Origin of the sequence: Paenibacillus sp. YAF4_2 (assembly GCF_052113225.1) — a bacterium.
Lineage (GTDB): Bacteria > Bacillota > Bacilli > Paenibacillales > Paenibacillaceae > Pristimantibacillus.
Map to the genome: position 1 here is coordinate 650612 of NZ_JBFRCT010000003.1, position 23488 is coordinate 674099.

General features: G+C 46.1%; 17 protein-coding genes. 15 read left to right on the forward strand and 2 right to left on the reverse strand.

The genetic code is table 11. The features are described from left to right. The first annotated feature begins 78 nt into the window (after positions 1 to 78). From AB4Y93_RS10365 to AB4Y93_RS10405, 9 genes are all read left to right on the forward strand, one after another. Positions 79 to 1146 carry an AI-2E family transporter gene (locus AB4Y93_RS10365; RefSeq protein WP_441891527.1) on the forward strand — a complete coding sequence of 356 codons (1068 nt, stop codon included), beginning with the start codon at positions 79 to 81 and terminating at the stop codon, positions 1144 to 1146. Between the two features lie 556 nt (positions 1147 to 1702). After that, entirely contained in the window at positions 1703 to 4336 is a 2634-nt protein-coding gene (gene alaS / locus AB4Y93_RS10370) for an alanine--tRNA ligase (protein ID WP_441891529.1), read from the forward strand. 59 nt (positions 4337 to 4395) lie between these two features. Further along, positions 4396 to 4656, forward strand: coding sequence for an IreB family regulatory phosphoprotein (locus AB4Y93_RS10375; protein WP_167280117.1), 261 nt, complete (start codon positions 4396 to 4398; stop codon positions 4654 to 4656). Between the two features lie 22 nt (positions 4657 to 4678). After that, the gene (gene ruvX, locus AB4Y93_RS10380; RefSeq protein ID WP_208420473.1) at positions 4679 to 5095 is read left to right on the forward strand and encodes a Holliday junction resolvase RuvX; all 417 of its coding nucleotides are present in this window, start codon (positions 4679 to 4681) and stop codon (positions 5093 to 5095) included. Positions 5096 to 5103: 8 nt separating this feature from the next. Then, entirely contained in the window at positions 5104 to 5397 is a 294-nt protein-coding gene (locus tag AB4Y93_RS10385) for a DUF1292 domain-containing protein (protein WP_167280116.1), read from the forward strand. Next, positions 5397 to 5708: a DUF1292 domain-containing protein gene (locus tag AB4Y93_RS10390; protein WP_441891532.1), complete on the forward strand. Its 312-nt coding sequence runs from the start codon at positions 5397 to 5399 to the stop codon at positions 5706 to 5708. The genes AB4Y93_RS10385 and AB4Y93_RS10390 overlap by 1 nt, the downstream gene beginning before the upstream one ends. Positions 5709 to 5860: 152 nt before the next feature. Then, positions 5861 to 6970, forward strand: coding sequence for an endolytic transglycosylase MltG (mltG, locus tag AB4Y93_RS10395; protein ID WP_441891534.1), 1110 nt, complete (start codon positions 5861 to 5863; stop codon positions 6968 to 6970). Between the two features lie 198 nt (positions 6971 to 7168). Beyond that, positions 7169 to 9325 (forward strand): methyl-accepting chemotaxis protein, encoded by a 2157-nt coding sequence (locus AB4Y93_RS10400; protein WP_441891536.1) that lies wholly within the window; start codon positions 7169 to 7171, stop codon positions 9323 to 9325. Between the two features lie 108 nt (positions 9326 to 9433). After that, entirely contained in the window at positions 9434 to 11254 is a 1821-nt protein-coding gene (locus AB4Y93_RS10405) for a peptidoglycan D,D-transpeptidase FtsI family protein (RefSeq protein WP_441891538.1), read from the forward strand. Here AB4Y93_RS10405 and AB4Y93_RS10410 read toward each other — a convergent pair. Further along, positions 11240 to 12385, reverse strand: a complete 1146-nt coding sequence (locus tag AB4Y93_RS10410) for an AI-2E family transporter (RefSeq protein WP_441891540.1) — start codon at positions 12383 to 12385, stop codon at positions 11240 to 11242. The genes AB4Y93_RS10405 and AB4Y93_RS10410 overlap by 15 nt on opposite strands. A 145-nt stretch (positions 12386 to 12530) precedes the next feature. Here AB4Y93_RS10410 and AB4Y93_RS10415 point away from each other — a divergent pair, with 145 nt between their 5' ends. Next, positions 12531 to 13931, forward strand: a complete 1401-nt coding sequence (locus AB4Y93_RS10415) for a polysaccharide deacetylase family protein (RefSeq protein ID WP_441891542.1) — start codon at positions 12531 to 12533, stop codon at positions 13929 to 13931. A gap of 349 nt (positions 13932 to 14280) precedes the next feature. On the opposite strand, the gene ilvD is transcribed toward AB4Y93_RS10415, so the two are convergent. Further along, positions 14281 to 15966: a dihydroxy-acid dehydratase gene (ilvD, locus tag AB4Y93_RS10420; RefSeq protein ID WP_441891544.1), complete on the reverse strand. Its 1686-nt coding sequence runs from the start codon at positions 15964 to 15966 to the stop codon at positions 14281 to 14283. Between the two features lie 229 nt (positions 15967 to 16195). On the opposite strand from ilvD, the gene AB4Y93_RS10425 reads away from it, so the two are divergent. The 5 genes from AB4Y93_RS10425 to AB4Y93_RS10445 all read left to right on the forward strand — a co-directional run bounded on the left by AB4Y93_RS10425 (position 16196) and on the right by AB4Y93_RS10445 (position 23484). Further along, positions 16196 to 17842, forward strand: coding sequence for a response regulator (locus AB4Y93_RS10425; RefSeq protein WP_441891546.1), 1647 nt, complete (start codon positions 16196 to 16198; stop codon positions 17840 to 17842). Beyond that, on the forward strand, positions 17839 to 19593 hold the full coding sequence (locus AB4Y93_RS10430) for a cache domain-containing sensor histidine kinase (protein ID WP_441891548.1): 1755 nt from the start codon (positions 17839 to 17841) through the stop codon (positions 19591 to 19593). The genes AB4Y93_RS10425 and AB4Y93_RS10430 overlap by 4 nt, the downstream gene beginning before the upstream one ends. Beyond that, positions 19590 to 20573: a substrate-binding domain-containing protein gene (locus AB4Y93_RS10435; RefSeq protein WP_441891550.1), complete on the forward strand. Its 984-nt coding sequence runs from the start codon at positions 19590 to 19592 to the stop codon at positions 20571 to 20573. Before AB4Y93_RS10430 ends, AB4Y93_RS10435 begins: the two co-directional genes overlap by 4 nt. Positions 20574 to 20714: 141 nt before the next feature. Beyond that, on the forward strand, positions 20715 to 21731 hold the full coding sequence (locus AB4Y93_RS10440) for a substrate-binding domain-containing protein (protein ID WP_441891552.1): 1017 nt from the start codon (positions 20715 to 20717) through the stop codon (positions 21729 to 21731). 235 nt (positions 21732 to 21966) lie between these two features. After that, positions 21967 to 23484 (forward strand): sugar ABC transporter ATP-binding protein, encoded by a 1518-nt coding sequence (locus AB4Y93_RS10445; protein WP_441891554.1) that lies wholly within the window; start codon positions 21967 to 21969, stop codon positions 23482 to 23484. The last annotated feature ends 4 nt before the right edge of the window (positions 23485 to 23488 follow it).

The window sequence follows — 23488 nt, forward strand, 5'->3', positions numbered from 1 at the left end:
ACCGCTTGTACATATACTTAAGCAGATTGTTCTGGTTAACAATGCCTTATGGTAATGAAACAAGCGGGGGTGAAGACGGTGGAACGGTTAATGAAGAGCCGTCTGTTTGTATGGCTGGTCTATATCATTATGGGGCTCTTAGCCTTGTACTTGCTGCTGCTCGTGAAGCCAATTTTCTTGCATTTGTACGCATTTCTTAAGGCGGTACTTGCTCCTTTTATCATTGCCATGATTGTTTCTTATGTCCTCAATCCGATCGTAACTTTACTTCATGAGCGAAAAGTGCCGCGAACGGCTGCGGTGCTTCTTATCTATACGGTATTTTGTGCAGCGCTTGCCGTTATTCTGGTCAACATGATTCCGATGTTCAAAGAACAGATGGATCAGTTGAACCGTCATGTTCCTGACCTGACCATACGTGCGGAGAGTCTTGTTACCGATTTGAATAATTCTTTCCTGCCAGACAGTATCCGTGAAGGATTAAATAAGTCTATCTTCCAGATGGAAAAGAAGCTCTCGGAGACCGTGACCCATTTCATTAACAACATTGGATCTGTTGTGAATGCTGTGTTTATTGCCTTTATCATTCCTTTCCTTGCGTTCTATATCTTGAAGGACTTCGATCTGTTCGAACGGACAGTCATTACCTATGTCCCAAAGTCCCATCGAAAACATACGGTTAGATTACTCAAAGATATTGACTCAGCGCTGGGAAGCTACATCCGAGGGCAATTTATCGTCTGTATAATTGTTGGCATTCTTGCTTATATCGGTTACATCATCGTTGGTGTTCCGTATCCATTGCTGCTTGCCAGCGTTGTTGCTGTGACGAACATTATTCCGTACCTTGGTCCTTTCTTTGGCGCTGCACCGGCGCTGCTAGTAGCCTCAACCATTTCGCTGAAAATGGTGCTGCTTGTGGCGATCGTGAATATGTCGTGCCAAGTTCTTGAAGGAAATGTCGTCTCTCCGCAGGTTGTTGGCCGAACACTTCATATTCATCCGCTCGCGATTATATTTGCCCTGCTCGTCGGCGGAGAAGTAGCCGGTATTGTCGGGATGATTTTAGCGGTTCCGATCTTCGCTGCACTGAAAGTCATCGTTCAGCATATTTTTGCTTACTACGTCAGGCGAAAGACCATTTGACAGACGTTCCTTTGGCCGATATACTTTAGACAGTTACAGCAACTATTACATGTAAAGCGTTGATGGAAGGAAGTAAGCCATAGCCCGTCAATCAGAGAGAGAGCTTCTTCGCCATAAGCAGGCGTTGGGTGTAAAAGCTCTTAGGACGAAGAATGGCCGAAAGCTACTTTCGGAGTGTGAATGAACTTCACCGGGAAGACCCGTTATCGTCTATTGAGGAGATTGCTTTAAGCGCAGCCGAGGATTACTCGCTGTAGACGCCGGGCAATAACCAGGGTGGTACCGCGATTATGAATTCGTCCCTGTCTAATGACAGGGACTTTTTTATGTTCTAAAACAAATTTTTAAAAGTCAGAAATGGATTGAACCGGGCAGCACGGAGAAAAAGGTTGGAGCTTTTGGAGCGACAGCACCCGCCTTTGTTTTTGAATTTCACCACTGGATTAAAGTAATTGAAGAAATTCAAAAACAACAGCGGCCAAAAGCCCAACCTTTTTCATAGTGCGTGCTCATCAGGTTCTAATCCCAACTCTAATTTTAATGGAGGTTTTAATCAATGAAAGCAAGTGAAATCCGGTCCAAATGGCTTTCCTTCTTCGAAAGCAAAGGACACCACATCGAACCAAGCGCATCACTTGTACCGCATAACGATCCGTCACTGCTCTGGATCAATGCAGGCATGGCTCCGCTCAAGCCTTATTTTGACGGACGTGTGATTCCTGACAATCCACGTATCACCAACTCGCAGAAATGTATTCGTACGAATGATATCGAGAATGTCGGCAAAACTCGCCGTCACCATACATTCTTCGAGATGCTTGGTAACTTCTCCATCGGTGACTACTTCAAAGAAGAAGTCATTACATGGGCATGGGAATTCCTGACGAGCAAAGAGTGGATTGGCTTCGATCCTGACCGCTTGTCCGTAACGGTATATCCGGAGGATGAAGAGGCATTCCAATTCTGGAACGAGAAAATCGGCCTTCCAGTTGAGCGGATTTACAAGCTGGAGGAAAACTTCTGGGATATCGGCGAAGGCCCTTGCGGACCTTGTACAGAGATCTTCTATGACCGCGGCGACAAATACGGTGACCTTAGCGATCCGGAATGCTGGCCAGGCGGCGAGAACGAACGTTTCCTTGAAGTATGGAACCTCGTATTCTCGCAATTCAACCATAACAAGGATGGCAGCTACACACCGCTTCCGAACAAAAACATTGACACAGGTGCTGGTCTCGAGCGTTTAGCTTCGATTCTGCAGGATGTAGATTCGAACTTCGACACGGACCTATTCATGCCAATCATTGAACGTACTTGCGGGATTGCAGGCGTTAAATATCATGTGAACGAAGAGCATGACGTTGCACTAAAAGTTATTGCTGACCATATCCGAACTGTTGCTTTCGCAGTAGGTGACGGCGTTATGCCTTCGAATGAAGGCCGCGGCTATATTATCCGCCGTTTGCTACGCCGTGCTGTACGTTACGGAAAAACAATCGGAATCGATCGTCCGTTCCTGTTTGAGCTCACTTCCGTTGTTGGCGAAGTAATGGGCGTGTACTATCCAGAGGTTGTCGACAAGCGCGAATTCATCGAGCGTGTTATCCGTACAGAAGAAGAGCGTTTCCACGAAACATTGTCTGATGGCCTGGTAATGTTGTCTGATCTGGTTGCGGCTGCACGTAAAACAGGTACAACCGAAATCGGCGGCGAAGATACATTCCGACTTTATGACACGTTTGGCTTCCCGTTTGACTTAACAGAAGACTTCGCTTCCGAGAACGGAATGACCGTTGATCGTGCAGGCTTTGATGCAGCGATGGAGGCACAGCGTGAACGCGCACGTGCTGCACGTCAAGAAACTGGCGGTATGAATGTACAAGGCGGACCGCTTGCTGACTTTACGGTTAAAAGTGAATTTGTTGGCTATAATGAACTGGTAACAGAAGCCCAAATCACAGCTATTGTCCATGAAGATTCGTTAGTTGACCTCATAGGTGAAGGCAGCCGTGTACTCGTATTGCTCGACCGTACGCCATTCTATGCAGAGAGCGGCGGCCAGATTGGTGACAAAGGAACAATCATCGGCAATGGATTTACGCTGCAGGTTGAAGATGTAACGAAAGCCCCGCATGGCCAAAGCGTTCATCACGCGGTTGTTTTATCCGGCACGGTTCGCTCTGGTGAGAAAGCAGAAGCTTTTGTTACTCGCTCTGTTCGTGAGGATGTAATCAAGAACCATACAGCAACCCATTTGCTTCATAAAGCATTGAAGGAAGTGCTTGGCGACCATGTTAACCAAGCAGGCTCGCTTGTACAGGCTGATCGTCTCCGTTTCGACTTCTCGCATTTCGGCAGCATCACTCCGGAAGAATTAACGGAAATCGAGCGTAAAGTAAATGAGCAAATTTGGCTTGCTACTCCAGTTGTTATTGAGAGCAAAGCAATCGCTGATGCAAAAGCAATGGGTGCTATGGCCCTGTTCGGCGAAAAATACGGCGACATTGTACGTGTCGTTCAAGTAGGCTCCTACAGTATTGAGCTTTGTGGTGGCTGTCATGTGGCGAACACTTCCCAGATTGGCTTGTTCAAATTGATTAGCGAGAGCGGTATTGGTTCCGGTGTACGCCGGATCGAAGCGGTAACTGGCCGCCATGCATACAGCTTTATGGAAGGTCAACTGGACCTCTTGAAGCAAGCTTCTGCGCTTCTCAAATCGAATAACAATGACGTGCCTAAACGTATCGAAGCTCTGTTCGCACAAGTGAAAGAACTGGGTCGTGAGAATGAATCGCTGCAGGCGAAGCTGAGCCGTATTGAAGCAGGTTCACTCGAGCAAAACGCGAAGACAGTTGGCGATGTGACTGTATTAAGTGCAAAAGTGAGTGCACCTACGATGGACGCGCTTCGAGGCATTGCAGACGAGCTTAAGCTGAAGCTGCCTTCGGCTATTATCATTCTTGGCGCTGTACAGGAGGACAAAGTGAACCTTGTTGCTGCTGTATCCGCAGATCTGGTGAAGAAAGGCTTCCATGCAGGCAAAATCGTCAAAGAAGCAGCAGCACATTGCGGCGGCAGCGGTGGCGGACGTCCGGATATGGCCCAAGCTGGCGGTAAAGACGCTTCGAAGCTTGTAGAAGCTTTGAAACTTGCTGAAGAACTGGTTCTTAACCAATCAAATGTGATATGATATCAGTGTAAATGTAATAAACTAGATAATAAATGCGTTTGGAAAGCGAGGTGCTGGCGATGAATTCCATGGACAACACGATGAAGTTTGATGTGAAAGCGGAAGGATTGGAATCTTCCTCACAAGACATTTTGCTTACGGTGCATGAGGCGCTTCTGGAGAAAGAGTATAATCCGATCAATCAGATTGTTGGGTACTTGCTGTCCGGAGATCCCGCCTACATTCCGCGGCATAACAACGCAAGAAGCTTGATTCGCAAGAAAGAACGTGATGAACTCATTGAAGAGCTTGTCCGGTTTTATCTGAACAACAAGAAATAATATATTGGGAGCCGGACAGATCATGAGGACAATGGGTTTGGATTACGGTGACCGCAACATCGGCGTTGCGGTCAGCGACGCGTTCGGCTGGACTGCGCAGGGGCTAGAGACTGTCCAGAAGCGTCGAGATGGCGGCGAATTAACTCGCATCGCTGAGATCGTGAAAGAACATGAAGTAACCGAAATCGTTGTGGGACTGCCGAAGAATATGAATAATACGATTGGCCCTCGCGGCGAGATTAGTATGGCATTCGCAGAGCAGCTTCAGCAAACACTAAACTTGCCTGTTCACCTTTGGGATGAACGGCTGACAACGGTATCTGCCGAACGAACATTACTTGAGGCAGATGTTAGCCGGAAGAAGCGAAAGCTAGTAATAGACAAAATGGCGGCAACGCTAATTTTGCAAAATTATCTCGATTCTAAAACGAAAAGGTGAGGGTTACGATGACAAAGGATGACCTGCAGTTTGAAGAACCGGAAATTATTTATATTCCGGATGAAGACGGCAACGAAGAAGAATTCGAAGTCATCATGAAGTTTGAAGTGGATGGCTCTGATTCGAAATATATGATGGTTGTTCCTCTTGCAAGCGAAAATGACGAGGAAGATGAAGTATACGCTTTCCGTTATGAAGAAGAAGGCGACGACCTTAAATTGTACACGATTGAAGACGAAGAAGAGTGGAACATGGTTGAAGAAACCTTCAACACGCTTCTGGGTGAGATGGAGGATAATTAATGTCGGATGAGCGCATCGTTCCTGTACCGCAAGAGCGGCTGCGGGAAGTGTTCGGCGATGTGATCGAGCTGGTCTCTGAACATGGAAGTCTCGACAAGTTCGAGATCAAGGCAGAGTTCCAGCTCGGTCCATACGTCTATGCCGCTTTGCAGTCGTCAGCCATGAAGAAAGAGCAGGAGGTCGAGCTGTTCCGCGTCATCTTGACGGATAACGGCGAGCCTCAGCTTGAAACGATTGAGGACGACGATGAGTGGGAAATTGCATCAGAAGCTTACGATGATCTTCTGTTTGCAAATGACGAAATGCCTTAATTGCATAAGCAATAAGAAAAGAGCGGCTCACACCGCTCTTTTTCTCGGTGTTCAAAGGAAATTATTGGAGAAAAATGGATGATAATGATGATTTATGGTCTATGCTTACGAAGTAAGAATTGCTTTGCAATTCTTTTGAGGAGGAACATGGGTTGGCGCAATCTAGACAGCAGCATTCAAAATCTGGATCTCGAGCAGGCCGCATTGCATTGTGGGTTGTTCTATCGCTTCTAGCGCTCCTTATTATTGGGGCAGGCAGTGTCTTTTTGTATGTATGGAACGGATTAAAGCCGACGGCACCAGGCGAAATCAAAAGGATTGAAATCGCAAAAGGCGCATCTGCCTTTAAGGTTTCAGATACTTTGGAAGAGCAAGGCATTATTAAGAATTCCTTTTTGTTTAAATATTATTTGAAAGCCAAAAACGAAGGCTCTCATTTTCAAGCGGGCATCTATGACCTAGCCCCAGGCATGAACAACGATGAGATTATCGCTAAGCTTAACAGCGGCGATACTGTAGCGGAGGAAATGATCCGGTTTACCATTCCGGAAGGCTATACGTTGCTGCAAATCGCAGATAAGCTGGCCGAAGAGAAGCTGATTGACCGGACTAAATTCCTGACTCTTGCAGATTCGACAACAAATTGGGGCGATGCGGCAGCCGTTAAATCCATACCTGTAGATGATAAGCTTCATCACCGGCTGGAGGGATATCTATTCCCTGAAACCTATGAGCTGACGAAGGGAAGCACGGAGGAAGATATCTTAAAGCGAATGATGGCAGAGCTGGATACGAAGCTGGATTCCTTGCCAGAGGATTGGCAGGATGTTCTCGCTGAGCGGAAGCTGAGCCTTCATCAGCTGCTTACCATTGCTTCACTTGTGGAGCGGGAAGTTGTTGTAGATGAAGAGAGACCAATTGTAGCTGGCGTGATCTACAATCGTCTAGCTGATGGGATGCCATTACAGATTGATGCAACCGTACAATATTTGCTGGACAAGCCAAAGGAACGCTTAATGGAGAAGGATCTGCAGATCGATAGTCCGTACAACACGTACAAAATTAATGGACTGCCACCGGGACCGATTGCAAGTCCAAGTATCGCATCAATTAAAGCGGCGTTATATCCAGAGAAGAATGAATTCTTCTATTACGTCACGAAAAAAGACGGTACACAAACACATTTATTTGCAAAAACCTACAAAGAACATCTGAACAATATCGAGAAAAGCAATCAAACCGCTGCAAAACAAGGCGAATAATAACAACAAGGGAGGACTGATGTCCTCCCTTGTTGTTTTATGGAAAAAAAATTAGACAAATCTACTAAACAATTGACATTTTAAAGCCGATATAAAATAATAGGACTGAACATACGTAATAGGGTAATAGAACTAGTTCTGGGTAATTAGACCATCATGATTACAAACCACATAATGATAAAGAGGCGGGTGTCTTGTATGACGAAAACAGACAAACCTAAAAAAGAAAAAGATAAACCGCAAAAAATGAAAGCGCAACCAAAAGCGCAAGCGGCAGCGGCACAGACAACGAAACAAGTGACACAAACGTTCACTTCAATCTTCTCGAATCCATTCAAATCAGTAGGTACAAAACTGTTCTTAATTATTTTTATCAGCATCATCGCATGTGTTTTTGTCGTAGGTCAAATGGCATATTCGAAAACAAAATCGATTGTAGAAGACAAGGTGTCGAGCGCCAGCTTCCAAACGATTGTCCAAGCCTCGGCTAACCTTGATATTGTCCTTAAAACATACGAAGACCTGTCGATGCAGATGATGATTGATAAAGAATTCCATACGCTTGTGTCTAAGCTAGAAGATAGTACAGAAGCTTTTGATTTATTTGAGGCGGAGAAGAATTTAGGTGACCGCTTGCAAAATGCAGTAATGGCCAATAAGACAATCATCGGTGCTTACTTGCTTCCACTGAATGATAAGCTTCCGATTATTACCTACGGAACGGCTTCTGTTGCGGTAGCGCCTGATCTGATGAAATCGGATTGGTTCGAGAAGACCAAGACTTCAAAGGGCGGCGTAAACTGGATTGAGACACAGCCTACAGGTTTTGGCACTACAGATAAGCTTCCATCTATTGGACTTAGCAGACAGATGAATAATACAACAACGAATGCCGCTTCTTATATGCTGCTGCTCGAGCTCAGCTTGTCAGATATCCGTGAGCAATACGAGGATGTTTCACTAGGTGATGGCAGCAAGATCTCACTTGTAGACAGCGACAATAAGTATGTTGCAGCCCAGGATGACAGCTTGATTGGCAAAGGCAATATCGTGAAGCTGAATATTGATCCCGAAGGCTCGCTCAAAGAGAAAGCTTCTAATGGAGAGGAAGTACTCTCCGTGTTTAAGACGCTGGATACGGTCGATTGGAAGCTGGTTGGGACAATTCCGGTTAACGAGCTAGTCAAAGATGCGGGCGTTATTAATAAGATGACATGGATTATTGCACTTGTAGCGATGTTTATTGCAATTGCCATAGGTATATTGGTTATCCGAACGATTGCGATGCCGCTAATGGCGATGCGTAACCTGATGAATGAGGGCGAACGCGGCAACTTGACGGTTCGTTCAAATATGAAGAAGCGCCAGGATGAGATTGGTCAGCTTGGCGACAGTTTTAATAAAATGATGATTCAAATTACAGCACTAGCTCAGCAAACAACGCAGTCGGCAGACGATGTTCTATCTACGGCTGGTGAACTGACGGATGTATCGAAGAAAACAGCTATCTCCGCTAGAGAGATTTCCGTTGCTACAGAAGAGATCGCAAGTGGAGCTTCAAGCCTGGCGGTTGAGGCGGAAAGAGGCAGTGATCTGACGAGCAGCATTAATGAACAGATGAAATCCGTTATGGAAGCGACCGGTCATATGGTTGAATCTGCGGGTGAAGTGGAGAAGGCGAGCCAGCAGGGTACGGCATACATGGGGCTTCTTATTCAGAAGACTGGCATGACCGAAGAGATGACTCGCTCCATGGTGGAGAAAGTGGACAGCTTGAAGATGAGTACAGGCTCCATTGTGAAAATTTTGGATGTACTGAACAATTTAACGAAGCAAACCAACATTCTATCGCTTAACGCAACGATTGAAGCAGCTCGTGCTGGAGCAGCGGGCAAAGGCTTTATGGTTGTTGCCGATGAGATTCGCAAGCTTGCTGACCAGTCCCGTCAATCCATTGATGTAGTAGGTCAAATTACCGGAACTATTATGACACAGATCGATGAGACAGTAACCGTATTATCTGATGCTTATCCATTATTCCAAGAACAGATTGGATCCGTTAAAGAAGCGAATCAAATCTTCCTGACGGTTCAAAACCAAATGGGACAATTCGTGGAGAAGCTGGATTCGGTTACGAATTCCATCAATATGCTTGATCAATCTCAAGTTGTATTAACAGAAGCGATGGGGAATGTAAGTGCAGTTGCACAGCAATCTTCGGCAACGTCCGAGGAAGTTGCATCGCTTAGCTCAGAGCAGCTCAGTATCAGCAACGGCCTTGTTAACTTGTCCGAGAAGCTGGATGCCGTATCCCGCGGATTGAAGGAATCATTGTCCCGTTTCAAAATCGATTAATGTAATGAACGAAAAGCCGTGCGAATGGATGAAGATCCATTTGGACGGTTTTTTTGTGCTCTCGTAAGGCGATAATGTAGCTATCGGACCATAACTGGAGGATATTGCATGAAGAGACGGGCAGCTGCTATTGGTTTATTATTTCTGTTATTATTCTCGGGATATATCGCCAGGCTTGCCTGGCTGCAGCTAACACCTGGCTATGGGCATAAAAGTACAGCTTCTGCAATGAGCCGCAGCAACTGGAAGCGGATGTCGGTGCTGCAGCGTGAGCGAAACCTCGTACTGGATACGGGTAGAGGAGACTTTCTAGATCGGCATAACAAACCGATTACAGGGGAGACCTATTATACGCTGGCTTTATTTCCAGTGAACATGAAGACTCGGGATGAAGTTGACGAGAAGTGGCAGCAAGCTGTTAGGAAGCTGTCAACGATGCTACATGTACCGGAACAGGAGCTCGTGAGCTGGTGGAAGCAGCTGCGTGAACCAACCTTCTGGCATAAAGGAAAGGACAAGCTGCCTTACAGATTAACGGATCAGGAGCTTAAGGAGCTTGCGCAGCTGCATTTGAATGGAGTTAGAGCGCTGCCTTATCGTAATCGATACTTCACGACGTTTGCTGCGAAGCAAGCAATTGGCTATATCAGCCAGCATCCGGAGCATTTGGAACTGGTCTATTCGAAGGAGTTAGAGAAAGGTAAACGGAACCTAAATGATCAGATCGGCGGCTCTGGTTTAGAAAGATCGTTAGATGATTTACTCCACGGTGCAGGAGCGACATCTGTATCGTATTTTACAGATGGCAATAATGGACCGTTATTAGGACTGGACTACCGGATCACGGAACCAGGGAATCCCTATTATCCGCTGCAGGTTCAGACTACACTTGATCTGGACCTGCAAAATCAGATTGAAGCTTATGTGGATACAAAGTCTATGAAGGAAGGCGCAGTTGTTGTTCTTGATGCCCGTAATGGGGACATTGTAGCGATGATCTCTAGGCCGCAGATGAAGCCGCTTGAATTAGGCGACGAGAAGGAATGGGCCAATCATGCGATTCAAGCTGCAGTTCCCGGATCCATCTTCAAACTGATTACCGAAGCTGCAGCTTTAGAAGCGGGMGTAACGAACGAGAAGGAAAGATTCACATGTAATGGTGAATACGGTAAATATGGATTATCGTGCTGGAAAGAGGGAGGTCATGGCACTTTAACGCTGAGGGAAGGACTCGCCCAATCCTGCAATATCGTATTTGCGACCATTGCTGAGCGATTAAGCGCAGAGCAGCTGCAGCGAACGGCTGCTGCATTAGGTGTTGGGAAGCAAGCTGGCTGGCATTCAAATCGGGCATTTGGCCCGTTTCACAAGCCCCTCCGGCTGCTTGGGGAGGAGGAAGCCGGGAGGTTATTCACGGCGGCTGAAAAAGCAGAGGCGGATGGAGGTGTTATGGCACAATCCGCCATCGGGCAGCGTGATGTATTGATGTCGCCGCTGCAGGCGGCGAATCTGGTCGTCACGCTGCTGAACAGCGGGCGCGTGATGGAGCCGCGCCTCGTCCGTGAGATCCGCTATGCCAATGGCCAGCGGATGGTGTCGCTGCCCGCGAAGAGCGCTCCTGCGGAAAGCGGCCGGATTCGTCCGGCCACTGCGCGAAAGCTGCTTCGCGGCATGGAGGCGGTGGTCGACCATGGAACCGGTCGATCGATCCGCCAAGGGCTGTGGGCGGTGGCCGGCAAATCGGGCACCGCCGAAATAACAAAGGCCGGAGCGCCCCGCGTGAACCAATGGTTCACGGGATACGGTCCGGCCGAGAAGCCGCGCTATGCGGTTGCTGTACTGGCGGAGAATCGTCCGCCTGAAAGCATCAACCAGGCGACGGAGCTTTTTCGCGGAGTGATGGATATTCTCGCCTTATACACCCGTTGACGGCTGTGTACCGTCCGTAACTTCTTCCACTGTCTCTGCAGGCTCATCATATTCTCCTTGCGGAGTACGAATCCAGCGGTGGAAGAAGCCTTGTTCTAACAACGACTTTATGACGATAATAATGATTGGCGACAGGATAACACCAGCAACGCCAAACAGATGAAGGGAGATAAACATGCAGGAAAGCATGGTGAACGCAGATACGCCAAGTGTGTCGCCGGTGATCTTGGGCTCAACAATATGCCGTGTTACAACAACGACGATCAGCAAAACGGACAGCCAGACAGCAAGCGAAGTTTGACCGACCAGGAATAGATAAATGATCCATGGGACAAACAATGTACTTACGCCAAGCAATGGCAGCACATCAAAGATACCGGCCGTTACGGAAATCGCGAAAGCATTGTCTACCTGTAAAATAAGAAGTGCTGCAAAAATAACGAGGAAAGTGATACTCATCATTTTGGCTTGTGCCTTCACATAGGCGCCAATACCCTTGAATACATTTTCGCGAAGGAAGAAGAAGGCTTTCTTGAACGTATTTGGTGTTTTTTCATTGGCTGTTTTTTTCCACATCTTAATCTCAATGCTGAGGAAATACGCCAGGATAATACCGATTACAAAATTGAAGATAAACGTAGAGAACGATGAAATATATCCGACAAGCCCAGTGAAAATAATATTGGCAAGCTTCGGTAAATACTCAGTTGCTCCGTTTATGTATTCTGTAATTTTAGCTACCCAATCCGGCGGAAGTGCCTGAAGCTTCTGTTGGAATACGCTTGAATCATCCTGCACCTGCTCCTTGAAGAGCTCCTGATAATACGGTAATTTGACTTTGATGAAATCAGTGCCTTGGCTCGTAATCACATAGGCTAGTCCAGAAAAAATGCCCAAAATAATTAGTGAGAACACAAGGACGGATATGCCTGATGCAATAGACTTCTTAATGCCTATTTTGTTCAAGCGTCTGGCCAGCGGCTCGATAAACAAATAAATAACAAAGGCAAAAAAGATTGGAGTTGCGATTTTGTACAAATAACTAAAAGCAGCCATCACTAAGAATACGGTAAGTGCAATAAGCGCTATGTCGAATGCTGTACGCCAATATTTTTTATAAAACGGAAGCATGCAATAATCTCCTCTCGAATAAGGAATCATATCCTTGTAGTGATTGTACTATAATTTCTAAAACGATGCCTATTATTAATCCTCATATGGTACAATTAAAGGTATCGTGTTTATTATTACATTCATAAACGGTGGGGAAAACAAAATGTTACAATTGCTGCTTTGGGCATTTTACTTCTTGTCCTTGTACGCCTTTATTCCTGCACTAATCAGCCGTGTTTTCGGATTCCGTGTGTTCAAGAAAGGTCGCGTCGCGAACGAAATCGCACTTACCTTTGATGATGGACCGGATCTTGAATATACGCCGCAGCTGCTTGATCTTCTTGCAAGGTACAAGGCGAAGGCAACCTTTTTTGTCGTTGGCTCGCATGCGGAGAAGCATCCGGAATTGCTGCGCAGAATGCATGATGAAGGTCATATTATCGGTATTCATAATTATGTTCATAAGACCAATTGGTTTATGAGACCTAAGACGGTGCGCAACCAGATTGCGCGTACCTCAGACGTAATACGGGAAGCAACCGGGCTTCGTTCCGTTTATTATCGGCCGCCTTGGGGGATCATCAATATTTTTGATTTCACCAACCCAAACAAAATGCAAATTATATTGTGGTCGGCTATATTTGGCGACTGGAATGTAAAGCTTGGAGCGGAACGGTTGAAACAGAAAATGATGCAAAAGCTAAATCCTGGGGAAGTGCTGCTCCTTCATGATTGCGGACGTACACCAGGGGCTGACGAGACTGCACCAGCAAATATGCTGATTGCACTCGAAGCCTACATGGAAGAAGCGACAAAACGAGGATACCGGTTTGTGGGTATAGCGGAGATGATCAAATTGTCAGAGAAAACGTCCAAACGTTCTGTATGGAAAAATACAATTGTTGGAGCCTGGCTCCTGTATGAGCAATTGTTCCATGTTGTTTTCCGGCTCAAACATGTGGGGGAAGAGAACCAGTGTTTCCATTACCGCATCATCAAGTATAACGGGAATCCGATTAAACTTGCAGATGACGGCTATTTGAACAAAGGAGATAAAGTCGTGGAACTGCATTTCGATAATAAAATGTTGTCGACGATTGCAGCCACATCTAGTTCACCGCTCGCAACGGGAATCCGGATGCTTCGGGAAGTCGAGGAGGCATTGCCGATTCTGGCAAGGGAACTGGCTAATGATCCGGAAGCAGAAGGTGCACGCTCTTTATATGGTATAACAATGATCCATCGCGGGGCTGATCGATTAGGTTTCCAGGTTGTGCCGATGCCAGACGGGCTATTCGCTCGCACAACACGTATTTACTTGCGAATCCTGACGAGAGTACTAACCAATAAGCAGCGTAACTCTAGAGGTAAAGCAAGACGGGATACGATCAACCCACATATGCTGTTTATGCCTATTGAACGACTGCTCATGTATTCCGTGAACGGAAGTCAATCTCCAGCAGCAAAAGACGTAAAACCACATCAGGAAGTCGCAGCTGCTAAGTCTTCTCCTTCCGTTGATGAGGCTGCTACTGATCTAGAAAGCAACCCATCCGTTATATAAATTGTTCTTTCCATAAAAAGCCGACAATTCCATTGGAGTTGTCGGCTTTTTGTTTCCTTCTTTCCTTCTTTCCTTCTTCCCTTCTTCCCCTTCTCCTGTTGCAGATGAAGTCAGCGACTGGAGGGGTTGTTGTTTGTTTTGGCCTTGCTCGCTGCTTCAACGGAGCAGACGTCTATCTCTGGAGAAGCGAAGCGTTCGCTTTTGCTCGCGGATTCCAACTTGGTACAAGTTGGTTCGAGGAATCTGCGAGCAATGGCGATCGGAGGAGATAGACGTCTGCGGAGTGGTGTAAACGCCCAAGAAAAACAAAAAAGCAGCTCCCCTAAGGGAAGCTGCTTCACTCTGCAAACTACATTTTCATTACGCCGCCCATACTTGCATTTGTAACCAGGTGGGAGTAACGAGCCAGGTAGCCGCGTTTGATTTTTGGTTCAAAACCAGGCCATGCGGCGCGGCGTTTTTCCATTTCCTCGTCGCTGATCAGCAGGTTTATGCCACGGTTGTTCATATCCAGCTCAATGATGTCGCCGTCTTGAACGAATGCGATTGGACCGCCTTCAGCTGCTTCTGGAGAAACGTGACCGATACTGATACCGCGGGATGCACCCGAGAAACGTCCGTCAGTGATAAGGCCGACTTTTGTACCAAGTCCCATACCAACGATTTGAGATGTTGGAGCCAACATTTCTGGCATACCAGGACCGCCTTTAGGTCCTTCGTAGCGAATAACTACAACATGGCCTTCTTTTACTTTGCCGCTCGAGATGCCTGCAAGAGCATCATCTTGGGAATCGAAGCAAATAGCAGGACCTTTGTGGTAGCCGCCAACCGATTTGTCGATAGCGCCGACTTTAACGATGGAGCCTTCTGGAGCAAGGTTACCGAACAACACAGCAAGGCCGCCGCGTTCGCTATGCGGGTTATCGATCGTACGGAGAACATCTGTATCTTGGATTTCACAGCCTTCAACATTCTCACGAAGTGTTTTACCAGTAACAGTCATACGTGTGCCATCCAATGCGCCTTCTTTTTTGAGCAGCTCATTAAGAACGGCGCTTACGCCGCCTGCAACATGAACATCTTCGATATGGTAATCGGATGCTGGAGCAATTTTCGCAAGATGCGGAACGCGTTCTGCAATTTCATTAATGCGTTCGATTGGGTATTCGATACCAGCTTCATGCGCAATAGCAAGCGTGTGAAGAACTGTATTTGTTGAACCGCCCAAAGCCATATCAAGAGCAAATGCGTTGTCGATTGTTTCTTTTGTAACGATATCACGTGGTTTGATGCCAAGTTCGATTAGTTTCATCAGCTGGCGAGCCGATTCTTTAACGAACTCTTTACGCTCAGGCGATACAGCAAGAATCGTACCGTTACCTGGCATTGCAAGGCCAAGGCCTTCTGCAAGACAGTTCATGGAGTTAGCTGTGAACATACCGGAGCAAGAGCCGCAAGTTGGACAGCCGAATTGTTCTAATTCAGTAAGACCAACTTCATCGATCGTACCAGCGATATATTGGCCAACGCCTTCAAATACGCTAGTCAGGGAGATTGCACGGCCGTCGGAAGTTCTGCCGGCTTTCATTGGTCCACCACTTACGAGCATGGTTGGGATGTTTACACGAAGGGCACCCATCATCATACCTGGTGTAATTTTGTCACAGTTCGGAATACAGACCATACCGTCGAACCAGTGAGCGTTAACAACGGTTTCAACGGAGTCGGCAATGATCTCGCGGCTTGCAAGCGAGTAACGCATGCCGATGTGACCCATTGCAATCCCGTCATCTACACCAATGGTGTTGAATTCGAACGGAACGCCGCCTGCTTCACGAATAGCTTCTTTAACCAGCTTACCGAATTCCTGGAGATGAACATGACCTGGAATAATATCAATATAAGAGTTACAAACCGCGATGAATGGTTTGCCAAAATCTTCTTCCTTTACTCCTGCAGCCCGCAAAAGACTGCGGTGAGGTGCGCGGTCAAATCCTTTTTTAATCATATCAGATCTCATTTTCTTAGGCGCCATGCTAGTCCCTCCCATGTAATGTCATACCTTTGAGTTTAACATATTGGACAAAGGTTGGCTACCAGAGCAAGAGCAGGGAAGTGCCGTAAATGCTTGTAAAACAGCGCAAATTGCGCTTATTATGGTCTTTACGCCCATGTTGCCTACATTTTTCGACATTTTTTATTACCGGCTAACTTTTTGTGGCAAAATGAGTACTGCGGTTTTATGAAGGAGGAATCAACACATCATGTATAAATTGCTGCTCGTCGACGATGAACCGGAAGTAACAGAGGGTCTCATGATGGAGATCGATTGGGAAAGCTGCGGCTTTTCTGAAGTGAAGACAGCCAGTAATGGTAAAGAAGCGATGGAGCTTGTTGAAAAAATGGAGCCCGATGTGCTCATAACCGATATTAGCATGCCCTATATGAATGGACTCGAGCTGTCCGATTGGGTGAAAAAAATGTATCCAATCACCCGAGTTGTTATTTTGACGGGGCATGATGAGTTTGAATATGCAAAGCAAGCTATTAATCTTCAGGTAGAAGCTTATGTGCTTAAGCCGTTCTCGGGCCAGCAATTAACGGAGACGGTTCTGGAAGTTAAACGCAGAATGGATGAAGAGCGGAAGATGCGTAATAACATCGAGCTCTTACAGGAGCATTACCGTACAACGCTGCCAATCGTCCGCGAGAAATTTCTGTCTTCTTTGATAACTCGTCATCAATCGATAGCGGCTATCCGTGAGAAAGCTGATAAATACGGCATGGAGCTGGAAGGCGAAGGTTATCTTGTATCCATTATTTCGGTACTTCATTCGGACAAGCCTGAAGAGGGACAGGATCCGCATCATGCTGTCTCCTCGATAAAGGACCTAGATCTGAAGCTGTTTTCCATCACGAATATAGCTAATGAAATATGGGTGAGGGATAAGCTTGGTAAGGTATTTATTCATCAAGATCAAGTCGTCCTGTTTACCGTAAGCCCTGATACGAATGCTGAAGTGGTCATGGGAACAACACAGAATGCTTTGAAAGAAATTTTGCAAAGTATAGAAAAATTCCTGAAGCTCCCGATCATGATTGGAGTAGGTACGATTACGCAGGATATCCGCAGCTTGAAATATTCGTATGAAGCAGCTGAGTCAGCACTTGATTACCGGCGTATTCTTGGGACGAACCAAATTATTTGCATTGATGATATGGAAGAGCGCGTACAGGAAAAGCTGATCTTCGATGAGTGGAAGGAGCAGAACCTGATCCGTTCCATCAAGCTTGGGACGGAGCAAGAGCTGTTAGATATTATTGATGAGTTGTTTGACAACATCTCACGGGTGCAGGCTCCCGTACATGACTTCCAGCATTATTTGTTGGAGATGGTAACGGCCATTATTAAGTTATCCAAGATGACAGATGACGGTACTGATCCTATTTTTGCAGGTGGAGCCGGCATACTCAATCAGTACCAAAAGCTGAATACGCTTAATGAGACCAAAGCATGGTTTACTGACTTGTGCGGGAAAGTGCGCAGCCGGATAGTGAGCCGCAGACAAAGCTCATACAAGCATATCGTGGAAGAAGCGATTCAATTTACAAAAAGTAATTTCGGCGACCAGGAGCTGTCCATTGCGGTTGTATGCGCGCATCTGCACATTAGCACGGGATACTTCAGCAGTTTATTCAAGAAAGAAGTGAAGCTGACCTATGGTGCTTATTTGCTGCAACTGAGGATGGAAGCAGCGAAAGAATATTTGCGGACAACGGAAATGAAGACCTTCGAGATCGCGGATAAGGTTGGCTTCGCTGATCCGAATTATTTCAGCCTCTGTTTCAAGAAATATGAAGGCGTGTCCGCCAAAGAGTATCGTAACGCCCTGTCGGAGTCATCGAAATGATGCGCGGCAAGAGTATTCAATACATTTTGTCTGTCTCCATCATCTTGTTCTCGGTCTTCATCATTATCGTTGTAAGTACTGTGCTATACAGCCGTTTCGCAACAACTGCTGAGGAGAATGCATTCCGTAATTCTCAGCAGATTGTTGATCAAGTTAGTTATAGTCTTGAAAATAATGTGCAGGCAACCGCGGATCTGTTCAACATGATGTACCATACGATCAGCCTAAGTGGAGATGTGGATTCAGAGACCATTCGACGCCAATTAGAGACGATGATGTCTACCCGTGCAGATACGGTATCGCTTGCCTTATTTGATGAGAAAGGGCAGCTTGTGATGGATTTGCCGAATGTCACGATGAAGCAGGCGCTGGATGTAAGATCCGAAGGCTGGTTCCAAAGTGCGCTGGATACACCAGGTCATCTGTCGATCTCGCTGCCGCATGTGCAGAATTTCTATAAGGAGCAGTTTCGCTGGGTCGTTTCACTAAGCAAGAGTATTACCATTAACCATAATGGAAAGACCATCCAAGGGGTACTGCTTCTTGATGTGAACTTTAACACAATTGATGAATTATCCGATCGGGTCAGCCTGGGTGAGAAGGGTTATGTCTATATTCTGGATGAATCGGCCGGCAATATTGTTTATCACCCGCAGCTGCAGCTCATCTATGCAGGATTAAAGGATGAGAATGTTGAGCTTGCCCTTAAGCATACATACGGCAGCTTTATCGACCGAACCGCAGATGATACGAAGATCATAAGTATTCAAACGATTGGCAATGTAGGTTGGAAGGTTGTAGGGGTGTCTTACAAGAACGAAGCCATGACGTCTATTTCGGAGTTGAACCGGTCTATGTTTCAGCTTCTTCTTGCTTTAATTCTTATTGTTGTGTTGTTGTCCAGCATGGTTTCACGGCGTATATCAAGACCAATTAAACAATTGGAGCTTTCTATGAAAAATGTGGAGCATGGCAATTTTGAACAAACAGCGATTGGCGAAGGTCCTCTTGAAGTATGGCAGCTAGCTGACAGATTTAATATTATGATTGGCACAATTAAGAAGCTCATGAGGCAGATTGTCACAGAGCAGGAGAGCAAACGGAAATATGAGCTTGAAGCGCTGCAGGCCCAAATCAATCCACATTTTCTATATAACACACTCAATTCGGTCGTTCGAATGGTCGGAATGAACAAGAACGAAGAAGTCACAACGATGATTACTTCGTTGTCCAGGCTGTTCAGAATCAGCCTTGGCAAAGGTAAAAGCGTAATTACGATAGCTGATGAACTTGAGCATGCACGTAATTACCTCGTTATTCAGCAAATGAGGTTTAAGAATAAATTTGATTACACGATTGAGGCGGATGAGACAGCCTTGAACTATGCAACTCTCAAGCTGATCATCCAACCATTAATTGAGAATGCTCTTGTACATGGCATCGAGCCTTCCGTTGATAAGGGCCATATTAAGGTGAAGGTTAAGCTTGATGATGAAGACATCGTTATTGAAGTAAGTGATGACGGACTAGGGATGAGCGAGGAACGGCTTAAGCAGATAATGACTGGCCAAGTCACTAGTTCAAAAGGATCAGGAGTAGGCGTGACGAACGTACAGGAGCGGATCCGATTATTTTATGGACAGATGTATGGCTTGCATTTCGACAGCGAACTTGAGGAAGGAACAACGGTAACGATCCGATTCCCCGCTATGGAACTGGAGCAGGCTGAAAGGAGGGATCAGGCAGAATGAACCGGAGACAAAGGGTTATTATAAGCATCCTAATTGTTGTTACGGCGATTGTTCTGCTTGTATCTGCTTTTAATCCAGGTTTTCTCGAGCGGAAATCAAAAACTTCCGATATGACCATTCAAATGATTTTACGGTCTAACGAAGGTGATTATTGGCAGAACGTGGCCATGGGGGCACAAGCAGCTGTGAAGGAATTCGGTATTACGATGTATGTAACCAATTCTTACGATCAGGGCGATATAGAAGGCCAGCTTCAAGCTGCAATCCAGTCCTTGAAGACAAAACCGGATGCGATAGTACTTGCGGCTAGTGATGATGAGGCGTTTGGCCCGTTTTTGAAAGCAGCTGCGGAGCTGCATATTCCTGTTATTGCGATCGACAGCATACTCACATCAGGGAAGACAAGGTCTTATATCGGAATGGATAACTATACGGCGGGAAAAGAAGCGCTCGACGAGCTGGCTAAGCAGCTTGAGGGACGAGGGAACATAGCCATAGTGACTCATGATGCTGCGGGCATTAATGGCAAGCTTCGTGAAAAAGGCATTCGGGACGCTGCATCTGACCATCCAGATATCCGTCTCGTAGACCAGGTGATGTGCACGGGTGATCATGACAGCTGCAGCGCTTCAGTCAGCAAGGAGCTTCATGAGCAGAAGCTTGACGGCATTGTAGCCATTAACATCGACTCCTCGATCGGGACGGCAATGGAGCTTAAGAAAGAGCAGGCTGGTGAACGGATCAAGCTTATTGGTTTTGACAGTTCGCCGGAACTTCTTGAGATGATGCAGGATAACCAACTGCAGAAGCTGATTGTACAAAATCCGTTCAGCATGGGTTATCTAGGTATCAAATACGCAATGGAGGCAGCGCTTGGGCATAAAGTCCCTTCCCGGGTTGAAATTGAACGGAAGCTGATCGACAAGAAAAACATGTTCTGGAAGGATAACCAGAAGCTTCTATTCCCTGTCGTTCAGTAATCGGAAATTGATGAGAATATTAATAAAAAAGATGAGAATATTAGATTCGAATCCATTTCAAATTTCGACATAATAAGGATGCAGCAAGCAAGTCAAACGGCAAGCTCGCATTACTTAATTCACTCGGGGGGTAATACAGAGATGAAAAAATGGACAGTAGCTCTCGTTGCGGGAGCAGTAGCACTTACAGCAGCAGGTTGCTCGAACTCGAATAACAGCGGTTCCACAGGTGGAAGCCTTCCTAAAACAGGCGTAGCGATTTACAAATTCGACGATACGTTTATGAGCGGTGTACGGAACTCCATCAGCAAAGCGGCTGAAGGCAATGTTAAGGTTGATATCGTAGACAGCCAAAACTCCCAACCGACACAAAACGATAAAGTTGACTTGTTTATTACGAAAAAAGTTAAAGCAATGGCGATTAACCCGGTTGACCGTACGGCAGCAGGCGTTATTATCGATAAAGCCCAAAAAGCTGACATTCCAGTTGTATTCATCAACCGCGAGCCTTTGGCCGATGACCTTGCGAAATGGGATAAAGCATTCTTCGTAGGTGCGAAAGCAGAAGAATCCGGCACAATGGAAGGCGAAATCGTAGCTGACTACTGGAAATCTCATCCTGAAGCTGACAAAAACGGCGACGGCGTATTGCAATACGTAATGTTGAAAGGCGAGCCTGGTCACCAAGATGCTGAGCTTCGCACGAAGTTCTCCATTCAAGCGATCGAAGACGCTGGCATTAAAGTTCAAAAATTGGCTGAAGATACAGCTATGTGGGATCGCGTAAAAGGCCAAGAGAAAATGGCTGCCTTTCTTGGTTCCCATGGTGATAAAATCGAAGCCGTTCTCGCAAACAATGATGACATGGCACTCGGCGCTATCGAAGCTCTGAAAGCACAAGGCTACTTCAAAGGCGACAAAAAAATGCCTGTTGTAGGCGTTGACGCAACTGACCCTGCTATGCAAGCGCTGAAAGACGGCACGATGCTTGGTACTGTTCTGAACGATGCTGACAACCAAGGTAAAGCAACCGTTATGCTGATGAAAGTTCTGGCAGCAGGCGAGACTCCTACAAAAGAAAACACTGGCTATGACATCACAGACGGCAAATATGTTTGGATTCCATACCAAAAGGTAACGCAAGAAAGCGCAAAATAAGTTTGATTTAATACAAATTGATTTTGTCGCTAAAGCGCAAAATAAGTTTGATTTAATACAAATTGATTTTGTCGCTAAAGCGCAAAATAAGCGAAGTAATTCGCGCAACTTAATTGAGCAACTTAAAAATAAAAAAATAACGAAGAACAGGGAGCGACGACAGCACTTCCGTTGTCCCCCTGTTTTTTTGTACCTTGCTTCTTGGATGGGAGCCGGATTAAAGGAGGCTATATTAATGGCAGAGCAGCATCCTTATTTGCTTGAGATGAACAATATTACTAAGACTTTTCCTGGTGTTAAAGCACTTGATGATGTAACGCTTAAAGTTCGTCCGGGTACGGTACACGCCTTGATGGGTGAGAATGGTGCCGGCAAATCAACACTGATGAAATGCTTGTTCGGGATTTATCATCCGGATGCAGGCGAGATTTACTTAAATGGACAAAAGGCAGACATTAAAAACTCAAAAGACGCGCTTAACAGCGGCGTATCCATGATTCACCAGGAGCTTCATCCAGTGCCTCAGCGCAGCGTGATGGAGAACATTTGGCTTGGCAGATTTCCGATGATGGGCGTAGCCCCGTTTCGGTTCATAGACCATAAAAAGATGTATAAAGACACCATCGCATTGTTTGAAGATTTGAACATGGACATTGATCCGAACCAACTGGTCGGCGAATTGTCGGTGTCCAAAATTCAATCCCTTGAAATTGCGAAGGCTGTATCGTTCAACTCGAATATAATCGTCATGGATGAGCCTACTTCATCGCTGACAGGCAATGAGGTTGAACATTTGTTTGCGATTATTAACAAGCTCCGTGCACGCGGCGTAGCCATCATTTATATTTCGCACAAAATGGAAGAGATTTTGCGTATTTCCGATGATGTAACGATCATGCGTGATGGTAAATACATCGGGACATGGCCGTCTCCTGAACTGACGATCGACATGATCATTCAGCGTATGGTTGGCCGTGATTTGTCCGATCGATACCCTGAGCGTACTAACGTACCAGGAGAAGTAATGCTCAAAGTAGAGGGCCTAACTTCGACGAATCCTAAATCGTTCAAAGACGTTTCCTTCGAGCTTCGCAAAGGTGAGATTCTTGGTGTAGGCGGTCTTGTAGGCGCGCAGCGTACAGAATTGATTGAAGCGCTGTTTGGACTCCGTTCGGTGAAATCCGGTGCCATTCACAAAGACGGCAAGGAAATTAAAGTGAAGAATCCAATCGATGCTAAGAAGCATAAGATTGCCCTTCTGACGGAAGAACGCCGTGTAACCGGTATTTTCCCAGTCTTGTCGATTACGGAAAATACAGCGATTGCCAACCTCGGCCTTTACAAAGGACCAATGGGCTTCTTGAATGAAGCGAAGATGCGTGATGAAGCGAAGAAAGGCGTTGAGAAGTTCAGAACGAAGACGCCGTCTGTTAATCAGCTTATCCGTAATCTGTCGGGCGGTAACCAGCAGAAGGTGCTTCTTGCACGCTGGCTGTTGACGAATCCGGACATTCTGCTGCTGGACGAACCTACTCGTGGTATCGACATTGGTGCCAAATATGAGATTTATCAGATCATTATAGATCTGGCCAAGCAAGGCAAGAGCATCATTATGATTTCGTCTGAAATGCCTGAGCTCATTGGTATGTCGGACCGGATTATGGTTATGTCCGAGGGCCGTGCAACCGGTATCCTCGACAGCAAGGATGCGACAGAACAAAGTATTATGAGATTGGCCGCACAGACGGGCTAATGAT